Source organism: Paenalcaligenes sp. Me52 (genome assembly GCF_050487965.1).
In the GTDB taxonomy this organism is placed as follows: Bacteria; Pseudomonadota; Gammaproteobacteria; order Burkholderiales; family Burkholderiaceae_B; genus Paenalcaligenes.
In genome coordinates, this window is the sequence record NZ_JBKQFO010000001.1 from 1,475,947 (window position 1) to 1,490,363 (window position 14,417).

The 14,417-nt window shown below is 49.9% G+C and carries 16 protein-coding genes; 15 read left to right on the plus strand and 1 reads right to left on the minus strand.

Going from position 1 to position 14,417, the window contains the following annotated elements; all coding sequences use genetic code 11:
* Window positions 1-8: 8 nt before the first annotated feature.
* The 15 genes from infC to ACLO87_RS06990 all read left to right on the plus strand — a co-directional run bounded on the left by infC (window position 9) and on the right by ACLO87_RS06990 (window position 12,695).
* Complete coding sequence (infC, locus tag ACLO87_RS06920) at window positions 9-548, plus strand: translation initiation factor IF-3 (protein ID WP_207625602.1); 540 nt, start codon at window positions 9-11, stop codon at window positions 546-548.
* A gap of 111 nt (window positions 549-659) precedes the next feature.
* A complete protein-coding gene (gene gshB / locus ACLO87_RS06925; protein ID WP_430223173.1) occupies window positions 660-1,619 on the plus strand; it encodes a glutathione synthase in 960 nt (319 codons plus the stop codon).
* Window positions 1,612-2,037 (plus strand): PTS sugar transporter subunit IIA, encoded by a 426-nt coding sequence (locus tag ACLO87_RS06930; protein WP_430223174.1) that lies wholly within the window; start codon window positions 1,612-1,614, stop codon window positions 2,035-2,037. The genes gshB and ACLO87_RS06930 overlap by 8 nt, the downstream gene beginning before the upstream one ends.
* Before the next feature lie 18 nt (window positions 2,038-2,055).
* On the plus strand, window positions 2,056-2,325 hold the full coding sequence (locus tag ACLO87_RS06935; RefSeq protein ID WP_135864446.1) for an HPr family phosphocarrier protein: 270 nt from the start codon (window positions 2,056-2,058) through the stop codon (window positions 2,323-2,325).
* A gap of 20 nt (window positions 2,326-2,345) precedes the next feature.
* Complete coding sequence (ptsP, locus tag ACLO87_RS06940) at window positions 2,346-4,100, plus strand: phosphoenolpyruvate--protein phosphotransferase (protein ID WP_135864444.1); 1,755 nt, start codon at window positions 2,346-2,348, stop codon at window positions 4,098-4,100.
* 233 nt (window positions 4,101-4,333) lie between these two features.
* The gene (locus ACLO87_RS06945) at window positions 4,334-4,768 is read left to right on the plus strand and encodes a hypothetical protein (protein ID WP_430223175.1); all 435 of its coding nucleotides are present in this window, start codon (window positions 4,334-4,336) and stop codon (window positions 4,766-4,768) included.
* 92 nt (window positions 4,769-4,860) lie between these two features.
* On the plus strand, window positions 4,861-5,106 hold the full coding sequence (locus ACLO87_RS06950; protein WP_135864440.1) for an accessory factor UbiK family protein: 246 nt from the start codon (window positions 4,861-4,863) through the stop codon (window positions 5,104-5,106).
* 102 nt (window positions 5,107-5,208) lie between these two features.
* Window positions 5,209-6,720: a YifB family Mg chelatase-like AAA ATPase gene (locus ACLO87_RS06955; protein ID WP_430223176.1), complete on the plus strand. Its 1,512-nt coding sequence runs from the start codon at window positions 5,209-5,211 to the stop codon at window positions 6,718-6,720.
* A 179-nt stretch (window positions 6,721-6,899) separates the two neighbouring features.
* Window positions 6,900-7,097, plus strand: coding sequence for a 50S ribosomal protein L35 (gene rpmI, locus ACLO87_RS06960; protein WP_135864436.1), 198 nt, complete (start codon window positions 6,900-6,902; stop codon window positions 7,095-7,097).
* Between the two features lie 18 nt (window positions 7,098-7,115).
* Complete coding sequence (gene rplT / locus ACLO87_RS06965) at window positions 7,116-7,475, plus strand: 50S ribosomal protein L20 (RefSeq protein ID WP_135864434.1); 360 nt, start codon at window positions 7,116-7,118, stop codon at window positions 7,473-7,475.
* A gap of 81 nt (window positions 7,476-7,556) precedes the next feature.
* Window positions 7,557-8,576 carry a phenylalanine--tRNA ligase subunit alpha gene (gene pheS / locus ACLO87_RS06970; RefSeq protein ID WP_430223177.1) on the plus strand — a complete coding sequence of 340 codons (1,020 nt, stop codon included), beginning with the start codon at window positions 7,557-7,559 and terminating at the stop codon, window positions 8,574-8,576.
* A 63-nt stretch (window positions 8,577-8,639) separates the two neighbouring features.
* Window positions 8,640-11,045: a phenylalanine--tRNA ligase subunit beta gene (pheT, locus tag ACLO87_RS06975; protein ID WP_430223178.1), complete on the plus strand. Its 2,406-nt coding sequence runs from the start codon at window positions 8,640-8,642 to the stop codon at window positions 11,043-11,045.
* Window positions 11,046-11,063: 18 nt separating this feature from the next.
* On the plus strand, window positions 11,064-11,378 hold the full coding sequence (locus ACLO87_RS06980) for an integration host factor subunit alpha (protein WP_135866268.1): 315 nt from the start codon (window positions 11,064-11,066) through the stop codon (window positions 11,376-11,378).
* A 46-nt stretch (window positions 11,379-11,424) separates the two neighbouring features.
* The gene (locus tag ACLO87_RS06985; RefSeq protein WP_430223179.1) at window positions 11,425-11,823 is read left to right on the plus strand and encodes a MerR family transcriptional regulator; all 399 of its coding nucleotides are present in this window, start codon (window positions 11,425-11,427) and stop codon (window positions 11,821-11,823) included.
* A gap of 50 nt (window positions 11,824-11,873) precedes the next feature.
* A complete protein-coding gene (locus ACLO87_RS06990) occupies window positions 11,874-12,695 on the plus strand; it encodes a ferritin-like domain-containing protein (RefSeq protein ID WP_430223180.1) in 822 nt (273 codons plus the stop codon).
* Between the two features lie 15 nt (window positions 12,696-12,710).
* On the opposite strand, the gene ACLO87_RS06995 is transcribed toward ACLO87_RS06990, so the two are convergent.
* Window positions 12,711-14,321 carry an anti-sigma factor domain-containing protein gene (locus tag ACLO87_RS06995; protein ID WP_430223181.1) on the minus strand — a complete coding sequence of 537 codons (1,611 nt, stop codon included), beginning with the start codon at window positions 14,319-14,321 and terminating at the stop codon, window positions 12,711-12,713.
* Between the last annotated feature and the right edge of the window lie 96 nt (window positions 14,322-14,417).

Sequence of the window (14,417 nt, forward strand, 5' to 3'; positions counted from 1 at the left end):
TTAATTTTTTGGGAGTTCTAGATATCGCAACCGAAAGAAAACATCGCATCAACGGAGAAATCCGTATCCCTGAGGTGCGACTCATTGGAATTGAGGGTGAACAATTAGGGGTTGTTAAAGTAGCCGACGCGCTGGATATGGCCGAGGAACACGATGTTGATTTGGTCGAGATCGCTCCGCAGGCTGAGCCGCCCGTATGCCGGTTGATGGATTATGGTAAGTTCCGTTACCAGGAACAGAAACGCCAACAAGAGGCGCGTTCTAAACAAAAGATAATCCAGATCAAGGAAGTGAAATTCCGCCCCGGTACGGATGATGGCGACTTTAACGTCAAGCTGCGTAACGTTCGACGCTTTATCGAAGATGGGGACAAGGTCAAGGTTTCTTTGCGATTCCGTGGTCGTGAGATGGCTCACCAAGAGCTGGGTATGCGCGTGTTGGAACGCGTGCGTGACGAAGTAGAGGAAATCTGCCAAGTCGAGTCCATGCCTAAGCTGGAAGGTCGTCAGATGATTATGGTCTTGGCACCTAAAAAGAAGGCAGTGTAAGCTGATCTAGCTTAACTGTCCGTCAGTGTAATGCTGATTTTTGCGGCCTGAGTCGCGGCAATAAGCCCTTCATGACTTTGCTTCATGAAGGGCTTTGTTTCAGAGTTGATTATGCATAGCTTATTTATCATTGATCCATTGCCAGCCTTGTCGGCGTACAAGGACACTTCTGTAGCCATGATGCGTGCGTTATTAGCGCGCGGGCATACAGTGAGCGTGGCCTTGCAACCAGATTTATACATAATCAAGGGCCGCGTACGGTGTAAGGCGCAAACTATTACTATCGCAGCAGATGCGAATTTGCGTGCCGCTAACTGGTGGCAAGAGTCTGGCGAATCGTTTGATGTGGAACTAAACCACTTCGATTCCATCGTGATGCGTAAAGATCCGCCGTTTGATATGGAGTTTAATTACTCCACGCACTTGCTTAGCTACGCCGAGCAGCAGGGGGCCAAGGTGTTCAATAGCGGCAGCGCATTGCGTAACCATCCTGAAAAACTCGCTATTACCGAGTTTTCTCAATTTACGGTTCCTACGCTGGTAAGCCGTAATATGGCGCAATTGCGTGCCTTCCATGCTGAACATAGCGATGTAATCGTTAAGCCTTTGGATGGCATGGGTGGTAGCGGTATTTTTCGTATTAAGTCTGACGATCCAAACGTAGGCTCTATTTTGGAGGCGTTGACGCAAATGGGGACGCAAACCATTATGGCGCAGCGCTATATCCCTGAAATCGTTAATGGTGATAAGCGCATTTTGCTGATTAACGGTGAGCCAGTGCCTTATTGCTTGGCACGTATTCCCTTAGCCGGCGAAACGCGCGGTAACTTGGCTGCAGGTGGTCGTGGTGTGGCACAACCTCTGACGGATCATGATCGTCATATCGCCGAAAGCATAGGGCCTGAACTGGTAAAACGTGGTTTGTTGCTGGTGGGGCTGGATGTGATTGGTGAGTATTTAACGGAAATTAACGTCACTAGCCCCACTTGTTTTGTAGAAATCACCGAGCAAACAGGCTATAACGTTGCTGAGCGTTTTGCCGTGGCGCTGGAAGAGGCTGTCAGTGGCTAAGTACCCGCGTTTGGCGCTGGTTATGCATGCGCCATTGGGTCAGGCATTTCAGGCTTGTGTGGAGCACGTGCTTTCAGCAGGTGCTTCCTTCCGGGTTTTTGATATACACGCTGACGATGATGTGCCCACTTGGGTGCAAAGACTCGTCTCGTTTTATCGTGAAGAGGCTGATGCCCCGGTATTAATATTGTGCGATGTGGTGGGTGCCACACCGTTTAATATTGCCAGATTGGCGCAAACCGCAATGGCCCATGAGGGCGGTCATGCGGATGTGATTGTAGGTGCCAATTTGGGGATGGTGTTGAAGTCGGTTTGTGACCGCCAGACGGCTCCAGAGCGGTTTGTTGACGCCGTCATGCAAAGTGCTAGCAAAGCCATTGCTGTGTTTAACGCAGACCTAGATAAAGACAAAGTATAAAGAGAAAGGTAGATAGTCATGCCATCTATAGAAATAGTGATTAGCAACAAACTAGGGTTGCATGCCCGAGCAGCAGCAAAATTGACGCAAATGGCGTCACGCTTTAAAAGTGAAATCTTTATTTCTCGTCAAACCCATCGTGTGAATGCCAAAAGTATTATGGGTGTAATGATGCTGGCAGCAGGGCTGGGTGTGGCAGTTACCATTGATGCAGAAGGCGATGATGCCGAGCAAGCATTGGTGGAAATCAAGCAGTTGTTTGAACAGAAGTTTGGCGAAGAGCAATAGCCAAAAGAGGAGCACAGGGGATGCAAGAGGCAACACAGAGCATCTGTACTACACCATCGGCCATGTTCTGTGCGCAAGGACAGGGCGTGGTGCGTGGCTATGCCATAGGTAGAGCGGTAGTAATGGGAGCGGCGGCGCTGGAAGTGCCGCATTACCGAGTGGCGGCAGAAGAAGTAGAGCAGGAGTGTGTGCGACTGTGTGCGGCCATGGATAAGGCGCGAGACGAAGTCAACGCCTTAGCGGCGGGTTTGCCTGCTGATGCGCCAAAAGAAATGGCATCGCTACTGGGCGTGCATGTGCTGCTGTTGGATGACCCGCAGTTGCGCTTGCAAACCATGTCCCTGATACGCGAGCGTTTTTATAACGCGGAGTGGGCGCTAACTACTCAAGGTCAATTGCTGCAAGAGCAGTTCTCAGCGATGGAAGACGAGTACCTGCGTGAGCGCGGTGCTGATATACGCCAAGTGATAGAACGTGTGTTGCTCTTGTTGTCTGGCGGTAAGCCGTTGACGCTGAATGCATTGGCCCAAGCCGGCGACGAGCCGCTGATTGTGGTGGCGCGAGACATCGCCCCTGCTGACATGATGGGGTTACGCGAAGCCAAGTTTGCGGCTTTTTTGACAGACTTGGGCGGGCCCACCTCGCATACAGCCATTGTGGCGCGCAGTATGGCTGTACCAGCGGTGGTAGGTTTGGGTAACTTCCGCTCTTTGGTACGAGATGGCGACGTGCTAATCGCTGACGGCTTCACTGGTGCTGTGATGGTGAATCCATCTGAACTGGTGCTGGAAGAATACCGCCAAAAACAGGCTGAATTTGCATTGGCGAGAGCGAATCTTGCTTCTTTACGTGATGCGCCATCCGTAACCTTGGATGGTATAGCCGTGCATTTGGAAGCCAATATTGAGCTGCCTGAAGAAGCTGAGCATGCTTTGGCCGCTGGTGCGCAAGGTATAGGTTTGTTCCGCAGTGAGTTTTTATTCATGGGGCGTAGCACATTGCCTGATGAAGAAGAGCAGTATCAAGCCTATAAGGCTGTGCTGGAAGCTATGCAAGGTAAACCCGTGACCATCCGTACCTTGGATATTGGTGCGGATAAGGTGTTGGATGGCGAGCAAACCGTGGCGACAAATCCGGCTTTGGGTTTGCGCGCCGTACGTTATTGTTTAGCGAATCCTGATTTATTCCAAACGCAGTTGCGTGCGTTACTGCGTGCTTCTGTGCACGGCTCATTACGTATTTTGGTGCCGATGATTTCCAGCATCAAAGAAGTGATTGCCGTACGCCAGGCAATTAGCGAAGCGAAGCAGTCGTTACTTGCACAGGGCGTTACTATTGCCGACAACATACAGTTGGGTGCAATGGTAGAGGTTCCGGCAATTGCGATTGCGATAGAGCCTTTTGCTGAAACCTTAGACTTTTTGTCTATAGGTACAAATGACCTAATCCAGTACATTATGGCCGTTGATAGAGGCGACTCTGAGGTGGCCGATTTGTATGATCCGCAGCACCCGGCTGTGTTGCGCGTGATTGCTCAGACTATTAATGCGGGTGAGCGTTTTAATACCCCAGTGTCGGTATGTGGTGAAATGGCGGGCGACCCTACCTTAACGCGCTTGTTGCTAGGTTTAGGGTTAACGCGTTTCTCTATGCATGCAGCGCAATTGCTGGATGTAAAGCGCGAAATCGTCACGGCACACTCTAATGCGCTACGTACTAAAGTGGCTGGTGCATTGAATAGAGCAGAGCGTTTGGATTTAGCAATTTTGAATTAAAGAACGTAGACAGTAGCTGCGCGTTATTACGCAAATTGCTATACGTTTCAGGCTTCATGTGAATGGTAAAAAGATTTACGTAACTTTTTACCATTTTTAAATTTTGTTTCGAATATAAGACTGGTTTATAGCGTAGCTCACCAGTAGAATGAGAATTGTTTTCGCCCCAAACCTGTTTGTCGCGTCTGGTTTGGAGATGGTTGTTACACGACATGGATCATGTAAGGATAGTTATGAAAAAGACTCGTTCGCATCTTGCCGTATTTGCCGCTATTGCTTCACTGAGCCTGCTGGCTGCGTGCTCGGAAGGTGAGGATAAAGCTGCTCCAACTCCTGCAGCTGCTCCTACTGCACAGCAGGCAGAGGTTGTAGTTGAGGAATCCGTGGAAGTGGTAAAAGAGTCTGCTGATAACGCAGCAGAAACAGTGAAACAAGAGGCTGATAAAGCCGAAGAGAAAGCTGAGGAAAGCGCTCAAGCAGCCGAAGGCGAAGCTGACGCTACTAAAAGCAAAGTAGACGAAGCAATGGAAGGTGTTGGCAAAAAAGCTGATGAGCTGAAAGACGCTACTGCTGAGGCTGCTAAAGATGTAGGCGATGCCATCGAAAGTGGTACCGCTAAAGCTGACCAAGCTATCCAAAATGCTGTTGGTAACGGCGACAAAAAATAATCCTGTTTTTTTGCAGGAATAGAAAATGGCTGCCCTAGGCAGCCATTTTTTTATACACTGATGTCATTGCAATATGAATCAAAGGAATAAGCATGAATCCTCGTACCGATTGGTTGAATGATCTACAGAAAAACGTTTCCGACCTTATCGCCAAAAGCCCTGCAGCAGACATAGAAAAAAATGTGCGTGCGATGATGACCCAAGCTTTTTCGCGTATGGATTTACTGACTCGTGAAGAGTTCGACACACAAAGCGCTTTGTTGGATCGCGCCTTGCAACGTATTGCGGCGCTGGAAGCACGCGTGCAAGCATTGGAAGATGCTGCAGCGGGTAAATAACCAGCTAGGTAGGTAACACGACGGATGGTTAAAAGAGTGAGTATCCGTACGTGATGAAGCGATGTAGCGGCACACTCTAACTTTGGTTTGTGGGTGTGCGCTATGTCGTTAGCAGTGGTGAATAGTTGTGTCCTGATGGGCATGCAACCTCACGCAGTACAGGTGGAAGTGCATATAGGGGCGGGATTGCCTGCTTTTAGTGTGGTGGGTTTGCCTGATACTGGCGTTCGAGAAAGTCGTGAAAGGGTGCGTTCAGCCCTGCAAAGTAGCGGTTTCAATTTTCCCGTGGCACGCATTACGGTGAATCTGGCACCTGCCGATCTCCCTAAAGACGCTGCGCATTTTGATTTGCCTATTGCGATGGGCATTTTGCTGGCATCGGGCCAGTTGGCGGTGGAAAGCGAGCACTCGCCTTCGGTGCCGTTATGCATAGATCAGTATATGTTTGCTGGTGAGTTGTCTCTCACTGGGGCGTTGTTGCGTTTGGCTGCACCTGTGGCGGTGACGTGGAGTGCAGCAAAGCTGGGGTTCAGGCAAGTGGTTGTGCCGCAGGTATGTGCAGAGGCGGCGGCTCAAGTCAGTGAGGTGCAAGTCTATGGGGCAAGTAGCTTGCCTCAGTTGGTAGAGGCTTTACTTGCTCATGAGCTGGTGTGTGCGCTACCAGAGCAAGCAATCATGGCTGGTTCCGATGCTGTAGGACTATGCATGTCAGAGGTGAAAGGACAGCAGCAGGCGAGGCATGCTATAGAAATTGCGGCGGCGGGTAGGCACAACGTGCTGCTGCGTGGTACGCCGGGCGTGGGTAAGAGTATGTTGGCGCAGCGCTTAATTACCGTATTGCCTGAGTTATCAGAACCCCAGCGTTTGGATGTGGCGGTGTTGGCCGGTGTGGCGGGTAGGTCTGAACCAGTAGATACGTTGCCGCCTTTTAGGTCTCCACATCACTCGGCATCTACTGTTGCGTTGGTGGGAGGTAGCTCACCACCTAAGCCAGGTGAAATCTCATTAGCGCATCACGGTGTATTGTTTCTAGATGAGGTGGCGGAATTCACTGGGCGCGCGTTGGAAGCCTTGCGTGAGCCTTTAGAAACTGGTGGAGTTACTATTGCTAGAGCAGGGCGCAGTGTATGGTTTCCGGCAGACTTTCAATTAGTGGCAGCGATGAATCCTTGTCCGTGCGGATGGTTGGGGCATGCGGTACAACATTGCTTGTGCACGCCTGAGCGTATAGAGCGTTATAGAGCCAAATTATCAGGGCCTTTCATGGATAGGTTGGATTTATGCATCAATTTAAAGGTAGAGGCCGACGTGTTGGATGCTACTGCTGTGATGGAAAGTTCAGTGCAAATACGTAAGCGAGTGGAGTGTGCTCAGGCGATACAGCATCAACGCCAAGGTTGTCTAAATAGCCGGCTAGATGATGAGGGCGTGGCGCTTTATGCGGTATTGGGTGGTGATGCAGAACAGTTGTTGCGCCAGTGCGTAAGACGTTGGGGCTGGTCGGGGCGCAGCGTGCAGCGGGCCAGAAAAGTGGCGCGCACCATTGCTGATCTGGCGGGGGTAGAACATATACAAACCGAGCATCTGGCGATGGCCATACAATATCGTGGCTAAAGTTTGAATTGGCTAGACATTTTTTCGGTATCTTTCTATAATTATTAGCTTTTCAAGGGTTTGGCTTTGGCCAATGTGGTTCCCCCTAGAAAAAACAATAAGTGTCATGTCGGTTATCAAGTGCAGCGCTATCAGTTTGGCTCTGTCACCGCCAGTCACAACTTTACTAGAGTGTCATCATGCCTAAAATGAAAACGAAAAAAAGTGCTTCCAAGCGCTTTATTGTTCGTGGTAGTGGCTCCATTAAACGGGGTCAGGCGTTCAAGCGTCACATCCTTACCAAGAAAACTACTAAAAACAAACGTCAATTGCGTGGTGCAGTTGAAGTTCATAAATCTGATGTGTCCGCTGTAAAAGCGATGCTTCCTTTCGCCTGATAACGGAGAACTACTACTATGTCACGTGTTAAAGGTGGTGTAACAGCCCACGCTCGTCATAAAAAGGTTTTGGCTGAAGCCAAAGGTTTCCGTGGTCGCCGCGGTACGTCTTATCGCGTAGCCAAACAGGCTGTGATGAAGGCCGGTCAATATGCATACCGCGACCGTCGTAATCGCAAACGTGTATTCCGCGCATTGTGGATTGCTCGTATCAACGCAGCATGCCGTGAGTTGGGTGTAACATACAGCCAGTTTATCGCAGGCATGAATAAAGCTAATATCGAGTTGGATCGTAAAGTTCTGGCTGATATGGCTGTAAATGACAAAGCAGGCTTCGCCGCTGTGGTAGCTCAGGCTAAAACCGCTCTGGCAGCTTAATCGGCTTATCGTCGTTTAGTATAGATGGCAAACGGGGCTCTGCATGGGCTCCGTTTGTTTTTGGTAAAGGCAAAACACACCATGACGTTCTCTGTAGAAGATTTTATTGCGCGTGCTCAGTCTCAATTTGCTGAGGCTCAGGATGCTGCATCGCTGGAAAATGCCAAAGCCCGTTTCTTGGGCAAGCAAGGCGAAATTACAGCATTGCTGAAAGGGCTAGCAACCTTGTCTCCCGAAGAAAAAAAAGAAGAAGGGGCAAGAATTAATCAGTTAAAACGTCAGGTTGAAGATTTATTAAATGCTCGTCGTGCCGAATTGGCACAGGCTGAGCTGAACAAAAAACTGACAGCAGAAGCGATTGATGTCACGTTACCGGGCCGTGGTCGCGCTATGGGTGGTATTCACCCTGTGATCCAAACGTGGCAACGTGTAGAGCAGATTTTTGGTTCTATTGGTTTTGGTGTGGCGAATGGCCCCGAAATCGAAAACGACTGGACTAACTTTACCGCGCTAAACAGCCCGGAAAATCACCCAGCACGCTCCATGCACGATACTTTCTACATCGATATGAACGATGAGAAGGGTCAGCCACTGTTGCTGCGTACTCATACCAGCCCTATGCAGGTGCGCTACGCACGTATGCATAAACCCCCAATTAAAGTGATTGCTCCTGGCCGCACCTACCGTGTGGACAGCGATGCAACACACTCGCCAATGTTCCACCAAGTGGAAGGTTTATGGATTGCAGAAGATATTTCTTTTGCTGACCTTAAAGGCGTGTATACCGACTTTTTGCGTACCTTCTTTGAAAGCGATGATCTGGTGGTGCGTTTCCGACCATCTTTCTTCCCGTTCACTGAACCTTCTGCTGAAATCGACATGATGTTTACCAGTGGTCCTAACCAAGGTAAATGGCTGGAGATTTCCGGTTGCGGACAGGTACACCCCAACGTAGTGCGTAATTTTGGACTAGACCCTGAGCAATACATTGGTTTTGCTTTTGGCTCCGGCTTGGAACGCCTGACGATGTTGCGTTATGGTGTTAACGACTTGCGTCTGTTCTATGAGGGTGATTTGCGTTTCTTGCGCCAATTCGCCTGATAAGACACTGAAGGCCCTTCACCTCCAAACGCTACGGCAACTTTTTACGCTTACGTATTCATCATGTTAATTTCAGAATCCTGGCTTCGTTCTTTTGTTAATACCACTTTGGATGCCGATGCACTGGCTCACCAGTTGACTATGGCAGGGCTGGAGGTAGAGGATGTCTTTACCGCAGCACCCGCGTTTACTGGTGTAGTGGTAGGGCATATTGTTGAAGTGGCTCCTCACCCAGATGCAGACCGTTTGCGCGTGTGCAAAGTGGACGACGGCTCAGGTGAGTTGCTGCAAATTGTGTGCGGTGCACCAAATGCAGCGCAAGGTTTGCGCATTCCAGTGGCACGTATTGGCGCAGAATTGCCAGGTGGCATGACCATAGCTGCTGTAAAAATGCGCGGTGTACCGTCTGCCGGTATGTTGTGTTCTGCTCGTGAGTTGGGTTTGTCTACCGATCACGAAGGTCTGATGGAGCTACCAGCTAATGCACCAGTAGGCACAGACATTCGCGAATACCTAGATCTAGACGACACCGTATTCGAACTAAAGATGACGCCTAACCGTGCAGATTGTTTGTCTGTATTGGGTGTGGCGCGTGAAGTAGCTGCGCTTAATGAGCTGCCTCTAAACGTTCCTAGTTGCGAGCCAGTGGCGGTTAGCATCAATGATCACGTTGCCGTAGATGTACAAGCTCCTGACTTGTGTGGTCGCTTTGTGGGGCGTGTGATTAAAGGTGTGAACGCACGTGCTGAAACACCAGACTGGATGAAACGTCGTTTGGAGCGTTCCGGTCAGCGTCCAGTGTCTGCATTGGTAGATATCTCCAACTACGTGATGTTGGAAATGGGGCGTCCTTCCCACGTGTTTGATTTGGCCAAACTGCAAGGCGGTTTGGAAGTGCGTTGGGCTAAAGAAGGCGAAAAATTAGAACTGCTAAGCGGCAAAGTTATTGATCTGAACGAAAAAGTAGGCGTGATCGCTTGCAACGGCAAGATCGAAAGCTTGGCAGGGATCATGGGCGGTGAAGATACTGCGGTAACTCTGGACACTACAGATGTGTTCTTGGAGTCTGCGTTCTGGTGGCCAGAAGCCATTATGGGTCGCGCGCGCGAATATAAATTCTCGTCTGATGCTAGTCACCGTTTTGAGCGTGGTGTAGATTTCGATCACATTACTGAGCATGTAGAACGCATCACAGCGTTGATCCTAGAGATTTGTGGTGGTCAAGCAGGCCCAGTTGATGACATTCAGCGCAAACTGCCTACACGTGCTCCTGTCTCTATGCGTTTGGCTCGGTGCCATAAAGTATTGGGTGTGCCTGTGTCCGAAGAAGAAGTGACACGCATTTTCCAGCGCTTGGGTTTCGAATTCCAGTGCAAAGATCAGGTGTTTACGGTTGTGCCACCTAGCTACCGTTTCGATATGCAGATCGAAGAAGATCTGATCGAAGAAGTGGCTCGTATCTATGGTTTTGAAAATCTGCCTGATGTGCCGCCTGTAGCGCGCGCCGCCATGTACGAGAAACCGGAATCTTTGCGCGGCCCTCACGCATTGCGAGCCACTATGGCTGCATTGGATTTCCAAGAGGTCATTAACTACTCGTTCGTAGAAGAAGAGTGGGAAAAAAATTACCACGGAAACCAAGACCCAGTGCGTTTGTTGAACCCTATTGCTAGCCATCTGGCTGTGATGCGTTCTTCGCTGTTGGGCGGCTTGCTGGCTAATATTGAGTACAACGCTAAACATCGTCAACCGCGTGTGCGTGTGTTTGAGTTGGGTCGCGTGTTTCGTCGTGATGCCAGTGTGCAAAGCAGTGATTTGGAAGTGGCAGGTATTTGCCAACCTACACACTTAGCCGGTGCAGCTTGGGGGCAAGCTTTCCCAGAGCAGTGGGGGATGGCGAAGCGCCACGTTGATTTCTTTGACGTTAAAAAAGATTTGGAAACGCTGTTTGGCGCTAAAGCTCAAGACTTGCGTTTTGTAGCGGCTGAGCATCCAGCATTACACCCGGGCCGCAGTGCACGTATCGAGATGGACGGCAAAGCCGTAGGTTTCATTGGTGAAGTGCACCCGGCATGGTTGCAAAATATGGATATTACTACAGCACCAGTGGTGTTTGAGGTGGATGTAGAAGCCTTGTCACACAAAGATTTGCCTGAAGCTAAAGCGTTGTCCAGACAGCCAATAGTGCAGCGTGACCTGGCATTCTGGGTGAACAGTCAAGTTAGTTACCAAAGCTTAGTGGATACCTTGCAAGAAACCGTGCGCCAGCATGAAAATCTTGCTATCGTTAAGGATATTCGTTTGTTTGATATTTGGCGCGATCCAGCAGACCCTGCGGAGCAGAGTTTGGCAATGCGTTTCTGGCTACAATCGCCTGACAGCACACTGGACGACGCTACAGTAGAACAAGCAATGCAACAGTTGTTAAAAGCGCTGGTTGATAATCACCAAGTACGTCAGCGCGCATAAGGAAGGGGAGAGGTATTCATGAATGTCAGCAGCACGCTTACTAAAGCAGAACTGACCGAATTGTTATTTGACCACGTGGGGTTGAATAAGCGGGAAGCAAAAGACATTGTTGATACGTTTTTTGCCGAGATCCGTAATACGCTGGAGCAAGGTGATGAAGTGAAACTGTCTGGGTTTGGTAATTTCCAGGTGCGCAATAAACCACCGCGCCCTGGTCGTAACCCAAAAACTGGCGAGGTGATTCCTATTTCAGCTCGCCGTGTGGTGACATTCCATGCCAGTCAGAAATTGAAAGCGGTAGTGGAAGATGTAGAACAGGTGGTTGAAGCCTGATCGCAGGTCCATGCTTTTTGTCTCTCGCATTGATTAAGAACGCATCATGACGAATGTAGAAAATACGGCAAATCTGCCTCCTATTCCCGCCAAACGCTATTTCACTATTGGTGAGGTAAGCGAGTTGTGTTGTGTGAAACCGCATGTATTGCGGTACTGGGAACAGGAGTTCATGCAACTGAAGCCAGTAAAGCGTAGGGGTAATAGACGCTACTACCAGCACCACGAAGTATTGCTGATTCGTCGTATTCGTAAACTGCTATACGAAGAAGGTTTCACTATCAGCGGTGCACGTAATCGTTTGGGTGATGGCGTAGAGGTTCCTTACGATAGCGAAGCGGCAGTTCGTTTAAGTGGTGTAGAGCTGCAGGGCTTACGCCAAGAGTTGGAAAACGTTGCGAATGCGTTGGATCACGTGCTGACTAAGACAGCAACGACGCATTAAAATGCTTTTCTGAATACAAAAAGGGTCCGGCTTCTAGCCGGACTTTTTCTATGCAAAAAACATGTATACGACAGCAGGCGTTAGCGGCGCTGCTAGAGCCAGACCCACAAAATAAATCTGAACTGGTACGCCACATACAAGGCATTCAGGCGCCCTTGGTAGACATCGCTGCGTGTTATGTGGCTCCGGCAGGCGTACCGGGCAGACCGGATGCGCCACTCATTGTGTCACCTCAAAATGTGCCACACCGCGGGCTGGGTTCGATAGAGGGCAGGGCGGGTCTATTGCACGCGTTGGCGCATATTGAATTCAACGCCATTAATTTGGCGTTAGATATTATGTGGCGGTTCGCGGGTATGCCCGAGGCCTTTTATGGTGGATGGCTTAATGTGGCCGCAGAAGAGGTTTACCACTTCAACTTGTTGCGTGATTACTTGCGTGAGTTGGGTTTTGATTATGGGGCTTTCCCTGCGCATGATGGTTTATGGGATATGGCAGAACGCACAGAGGACGATTTATTAGCGCGCTTAGCCCTAGTGCCCAGAACCTTAGAAGCTAGGGGCTTGGATGCCTGCCCAATCGTACGTAATAGGCTAGCCCAAGTGGGTGATGAAAAGGGTGCTGCTATTTTGGATATTATTTTGCGCGACGAGGTAGGGCATGTGGCGCTAGGTAATTATTGGTACCGTTGGCAATGTGCACAGCAGGGTGTAGACCCCATTGCTATGTATCCAATCATGGCTGAAAAATTTCGTGCCCCTACACTAAAAGGGCCGTTTAATATCCCGGCACGTCTGGAGGCCGGTTTTGAGCAGGCGGAGTTGGACTGGTTGGAACAGCAGGATAATACCGCCCGTAAGCGCGATCGCTAAAACGACACTAGCCGTTTATGAAGCCTCGCTGGCAGCGCCGGGGGCTTGCATGGACGGTACTTCACCAAAGCGCACAATACGCCCAATAAAGAGCACCGGACCCTGTGGTTGTCCGGCTGCTGCGCCTTGGGCATTTTCTAATGTGATCTCAAATACCTGATCGTTTTCTACAGTGCCTATGAGGGATACGGGCAGTGCTACAGGTTTGTTAGGGTCAATTAACCCTAGCGAAGTGGGTTTTGGGTCAAAAGGGCGCTGTGTCCACAGTTGGGCACTTTGATTGGTATCCAGTTGCGTGTGTACTTTAGGCTCTAATAGTAGGTTGCCCTCTGGGTCAGAGGTCATGACCCAGCCTGGAGTGGAAGACTGACCAGGAGCCATCAAGATAGCGCCATAGCGTGGTGCCATTTCAATGACGGTGATGGGCGGCTTGGTAGGCAAAAGACTAATCACAATCAATGCCACGGCAATCACAGCTAAAGCGATAGCCGCAATGCGCCATGGTTTAGGGAGCTTCAGCGTGAGAGTCTTTTTAATTTTTACTGGCTTCTGTTTCTTAGCGCGCGTTTCTGTTCTAGGTTCATCACGCTGAGCGGTGAAGCTTTCTGTGGGGGCCGGAGAGAAGTCATCGTGCGTATTGTTGGCAGCAGTAGGTGCTGCAGCATAGCGATGGTTGCCGTGGCTAGGCTCGTCATCTCGTGCAGAAAAGCTGATGTGATGTAGGTCTTCAACGGTTTCGGGGTCGGGCTGAGGCTCGGGCTCAGGTTCAACAACTGCCGCTGTTTCTTGTTCTTTTGCGGGAATTGCAAACGTCGATGCCACGTCTGCGCGGTACAGTTTAGGTTGGAAGTGCTGGTGATCTGATGTCTGGTCAACGGTCAATGCAATGGGATTTAGCCCCAGCATTTCCTGAATGCGCACGAATAATGTTTCGGAAGGTGGTTGCTGTTGCGGCAACAAATCACACAAAGCAATCAGGTCTTGTTCCCAGCTTAGTGCATCGTGTGCTACTTGGTCATCATGCTGTAACAAAGCTTGTATGGTTTTTTGCTCAGTATCAGATAGCAAACCCAAGGTGTATTCAGCAATTTGTAGCTGTTGCTCATCCAGTGAGGTGCTTTGGCCATGCAGCAGTTTACGCAGCAAGGCGATGCCCAAGCGGGTACGTCTACGCAATTGACTGGCAGGTGTATTTTCTATCTGAGCAATGTCTGTATAGTTTTTACCTTGCAGATAAGCCATCAGCACTACCTGTTTGGAGGTTTGGTCCAAACGGGGGAAATAGGCCAGTAGCCCACTGCTGTAACGATGTCCTGGCGTGCTGTTTGGTAAGTCTCCCGCACTGCTGGCTCCGCGTTGTTGGTGTGCACGAGCACGGTAACGCAAGATGCTGTATAGCCATGCTTGAGCACTGCCTAGCGATGCGTCAAAGCCCAACGAGTTTTTCCACGCTAGCACAAACGTTTCGCAAGCAAGGTTTTCTGCTGCAGAAGGACTGCCCAACATAGACAAGGAATACGCCATGATGCGGGGCATTTCTTGTGTGTAAAGGTCAGCAAAAGCGCGTTGGTCGCCTTTGGCACAAAGCTGCAAGGCGGTGTTGAGATCGACGTGACGGGAAACCATGAGAGATGCTGCGTGCCAGAAAATGTAAACGAAACATCTATTGTAGGGGAAACTGTTGTTTAAAAGTGCTAAATCTTGTGCAGGGTGGGGGTAACT

Coding starts and splice junctions, on each gene's coding strand:
- gshB (WP_430223173.1), top strand. CDS start 660: ATGCATAGCTTATTTATCATTGATCCATTGCCAGCCTTGTCGGCGTAC.
- ACLO87_RS06935 (WP_135864446.1), top strand. CDS start 2,056: ATGCCATCTATAGAAATAGTGATTAGCAACAAACTAGGGTTGCATGCC.
- ptsP (WP_135864444.1), top strand. CDS start 2,346: ATGCAAGAGGCAACACAGAGCATCTGTACTACACCATCGGCCATGTTC.
- ACLO87_RS06945 (WP_430223175.1), top strand. CDS start 4,334: ATGAAAAAGACTCGTTCGCATCTTGCCGTATTTGCCGCTATTGCTTCA.
- ACLO87_RS06950 (WP_135864440.1), top strand. CDS start 4,861: ATGAATCCTCGTACCGATTGGTTGAATGATCTACAGAAAAACGTTTCC.
- ACLO87_RS06955 (WP_430223176.1), top strand. CDS start 5,209: ATGTCGTTAGCAGTGGTGAATAGTTGTGTCCTGATGGGCATGCAACCT.
- rpmI (WP_135864436.1), top strand. CDS start 6,900: ATGCCTAAAATGAAAACGAAAAAAAGTGCTTCCAAGCGCTTTATTGTT.
- rplT (WP_135864434.1), top strand. CDS start 7,116: ATGTCACGTGTTAAAGGTGGTGTAACAGCCCACGCTCGTCATAAAAAG.
- pheS (WP_430223177.1), top strand. CDS start 7,557: ATGACGTTCTCTGTAGAAGATTTTATTGCGCGTGCTCAGTCTCAATTT.
- pheT (WP_430223178.1), top strand. CDS start 8,640: ATGTTAATTTCAGAATCCTGGCTTCGTTCTTTTGTTAATACCACTTTG.
- ACLO87_RS06980 (WP_135866268.1), top strand. CDS start 11,064: ATGAATGTCAGCAGCACGCTTACTAAAGCAGAACTGACCGAATTGTTA.
- ACLO87_RS06985 (WP_430223179.1), top strand. CDS start 11,425: ATGACGAATGTAGAAAATACGGCAAATCTGCCTCCTATTCCCGCCAAA.
- ACLO87_RS06990 (WP_430223180.1), top strand. CDS start 11,874: ATGCAAAAAACATGTATACGACAGCAGGCGTTAGCGGCGCTGCTAGAG.
- ACLO87_RS06995 (WP_430223181.1), bottom strand. CDS start 14,321: ATGGTTTCCCGTCACGTCGATCTCAACACCGCCTTGCAGCTTTGTGCC.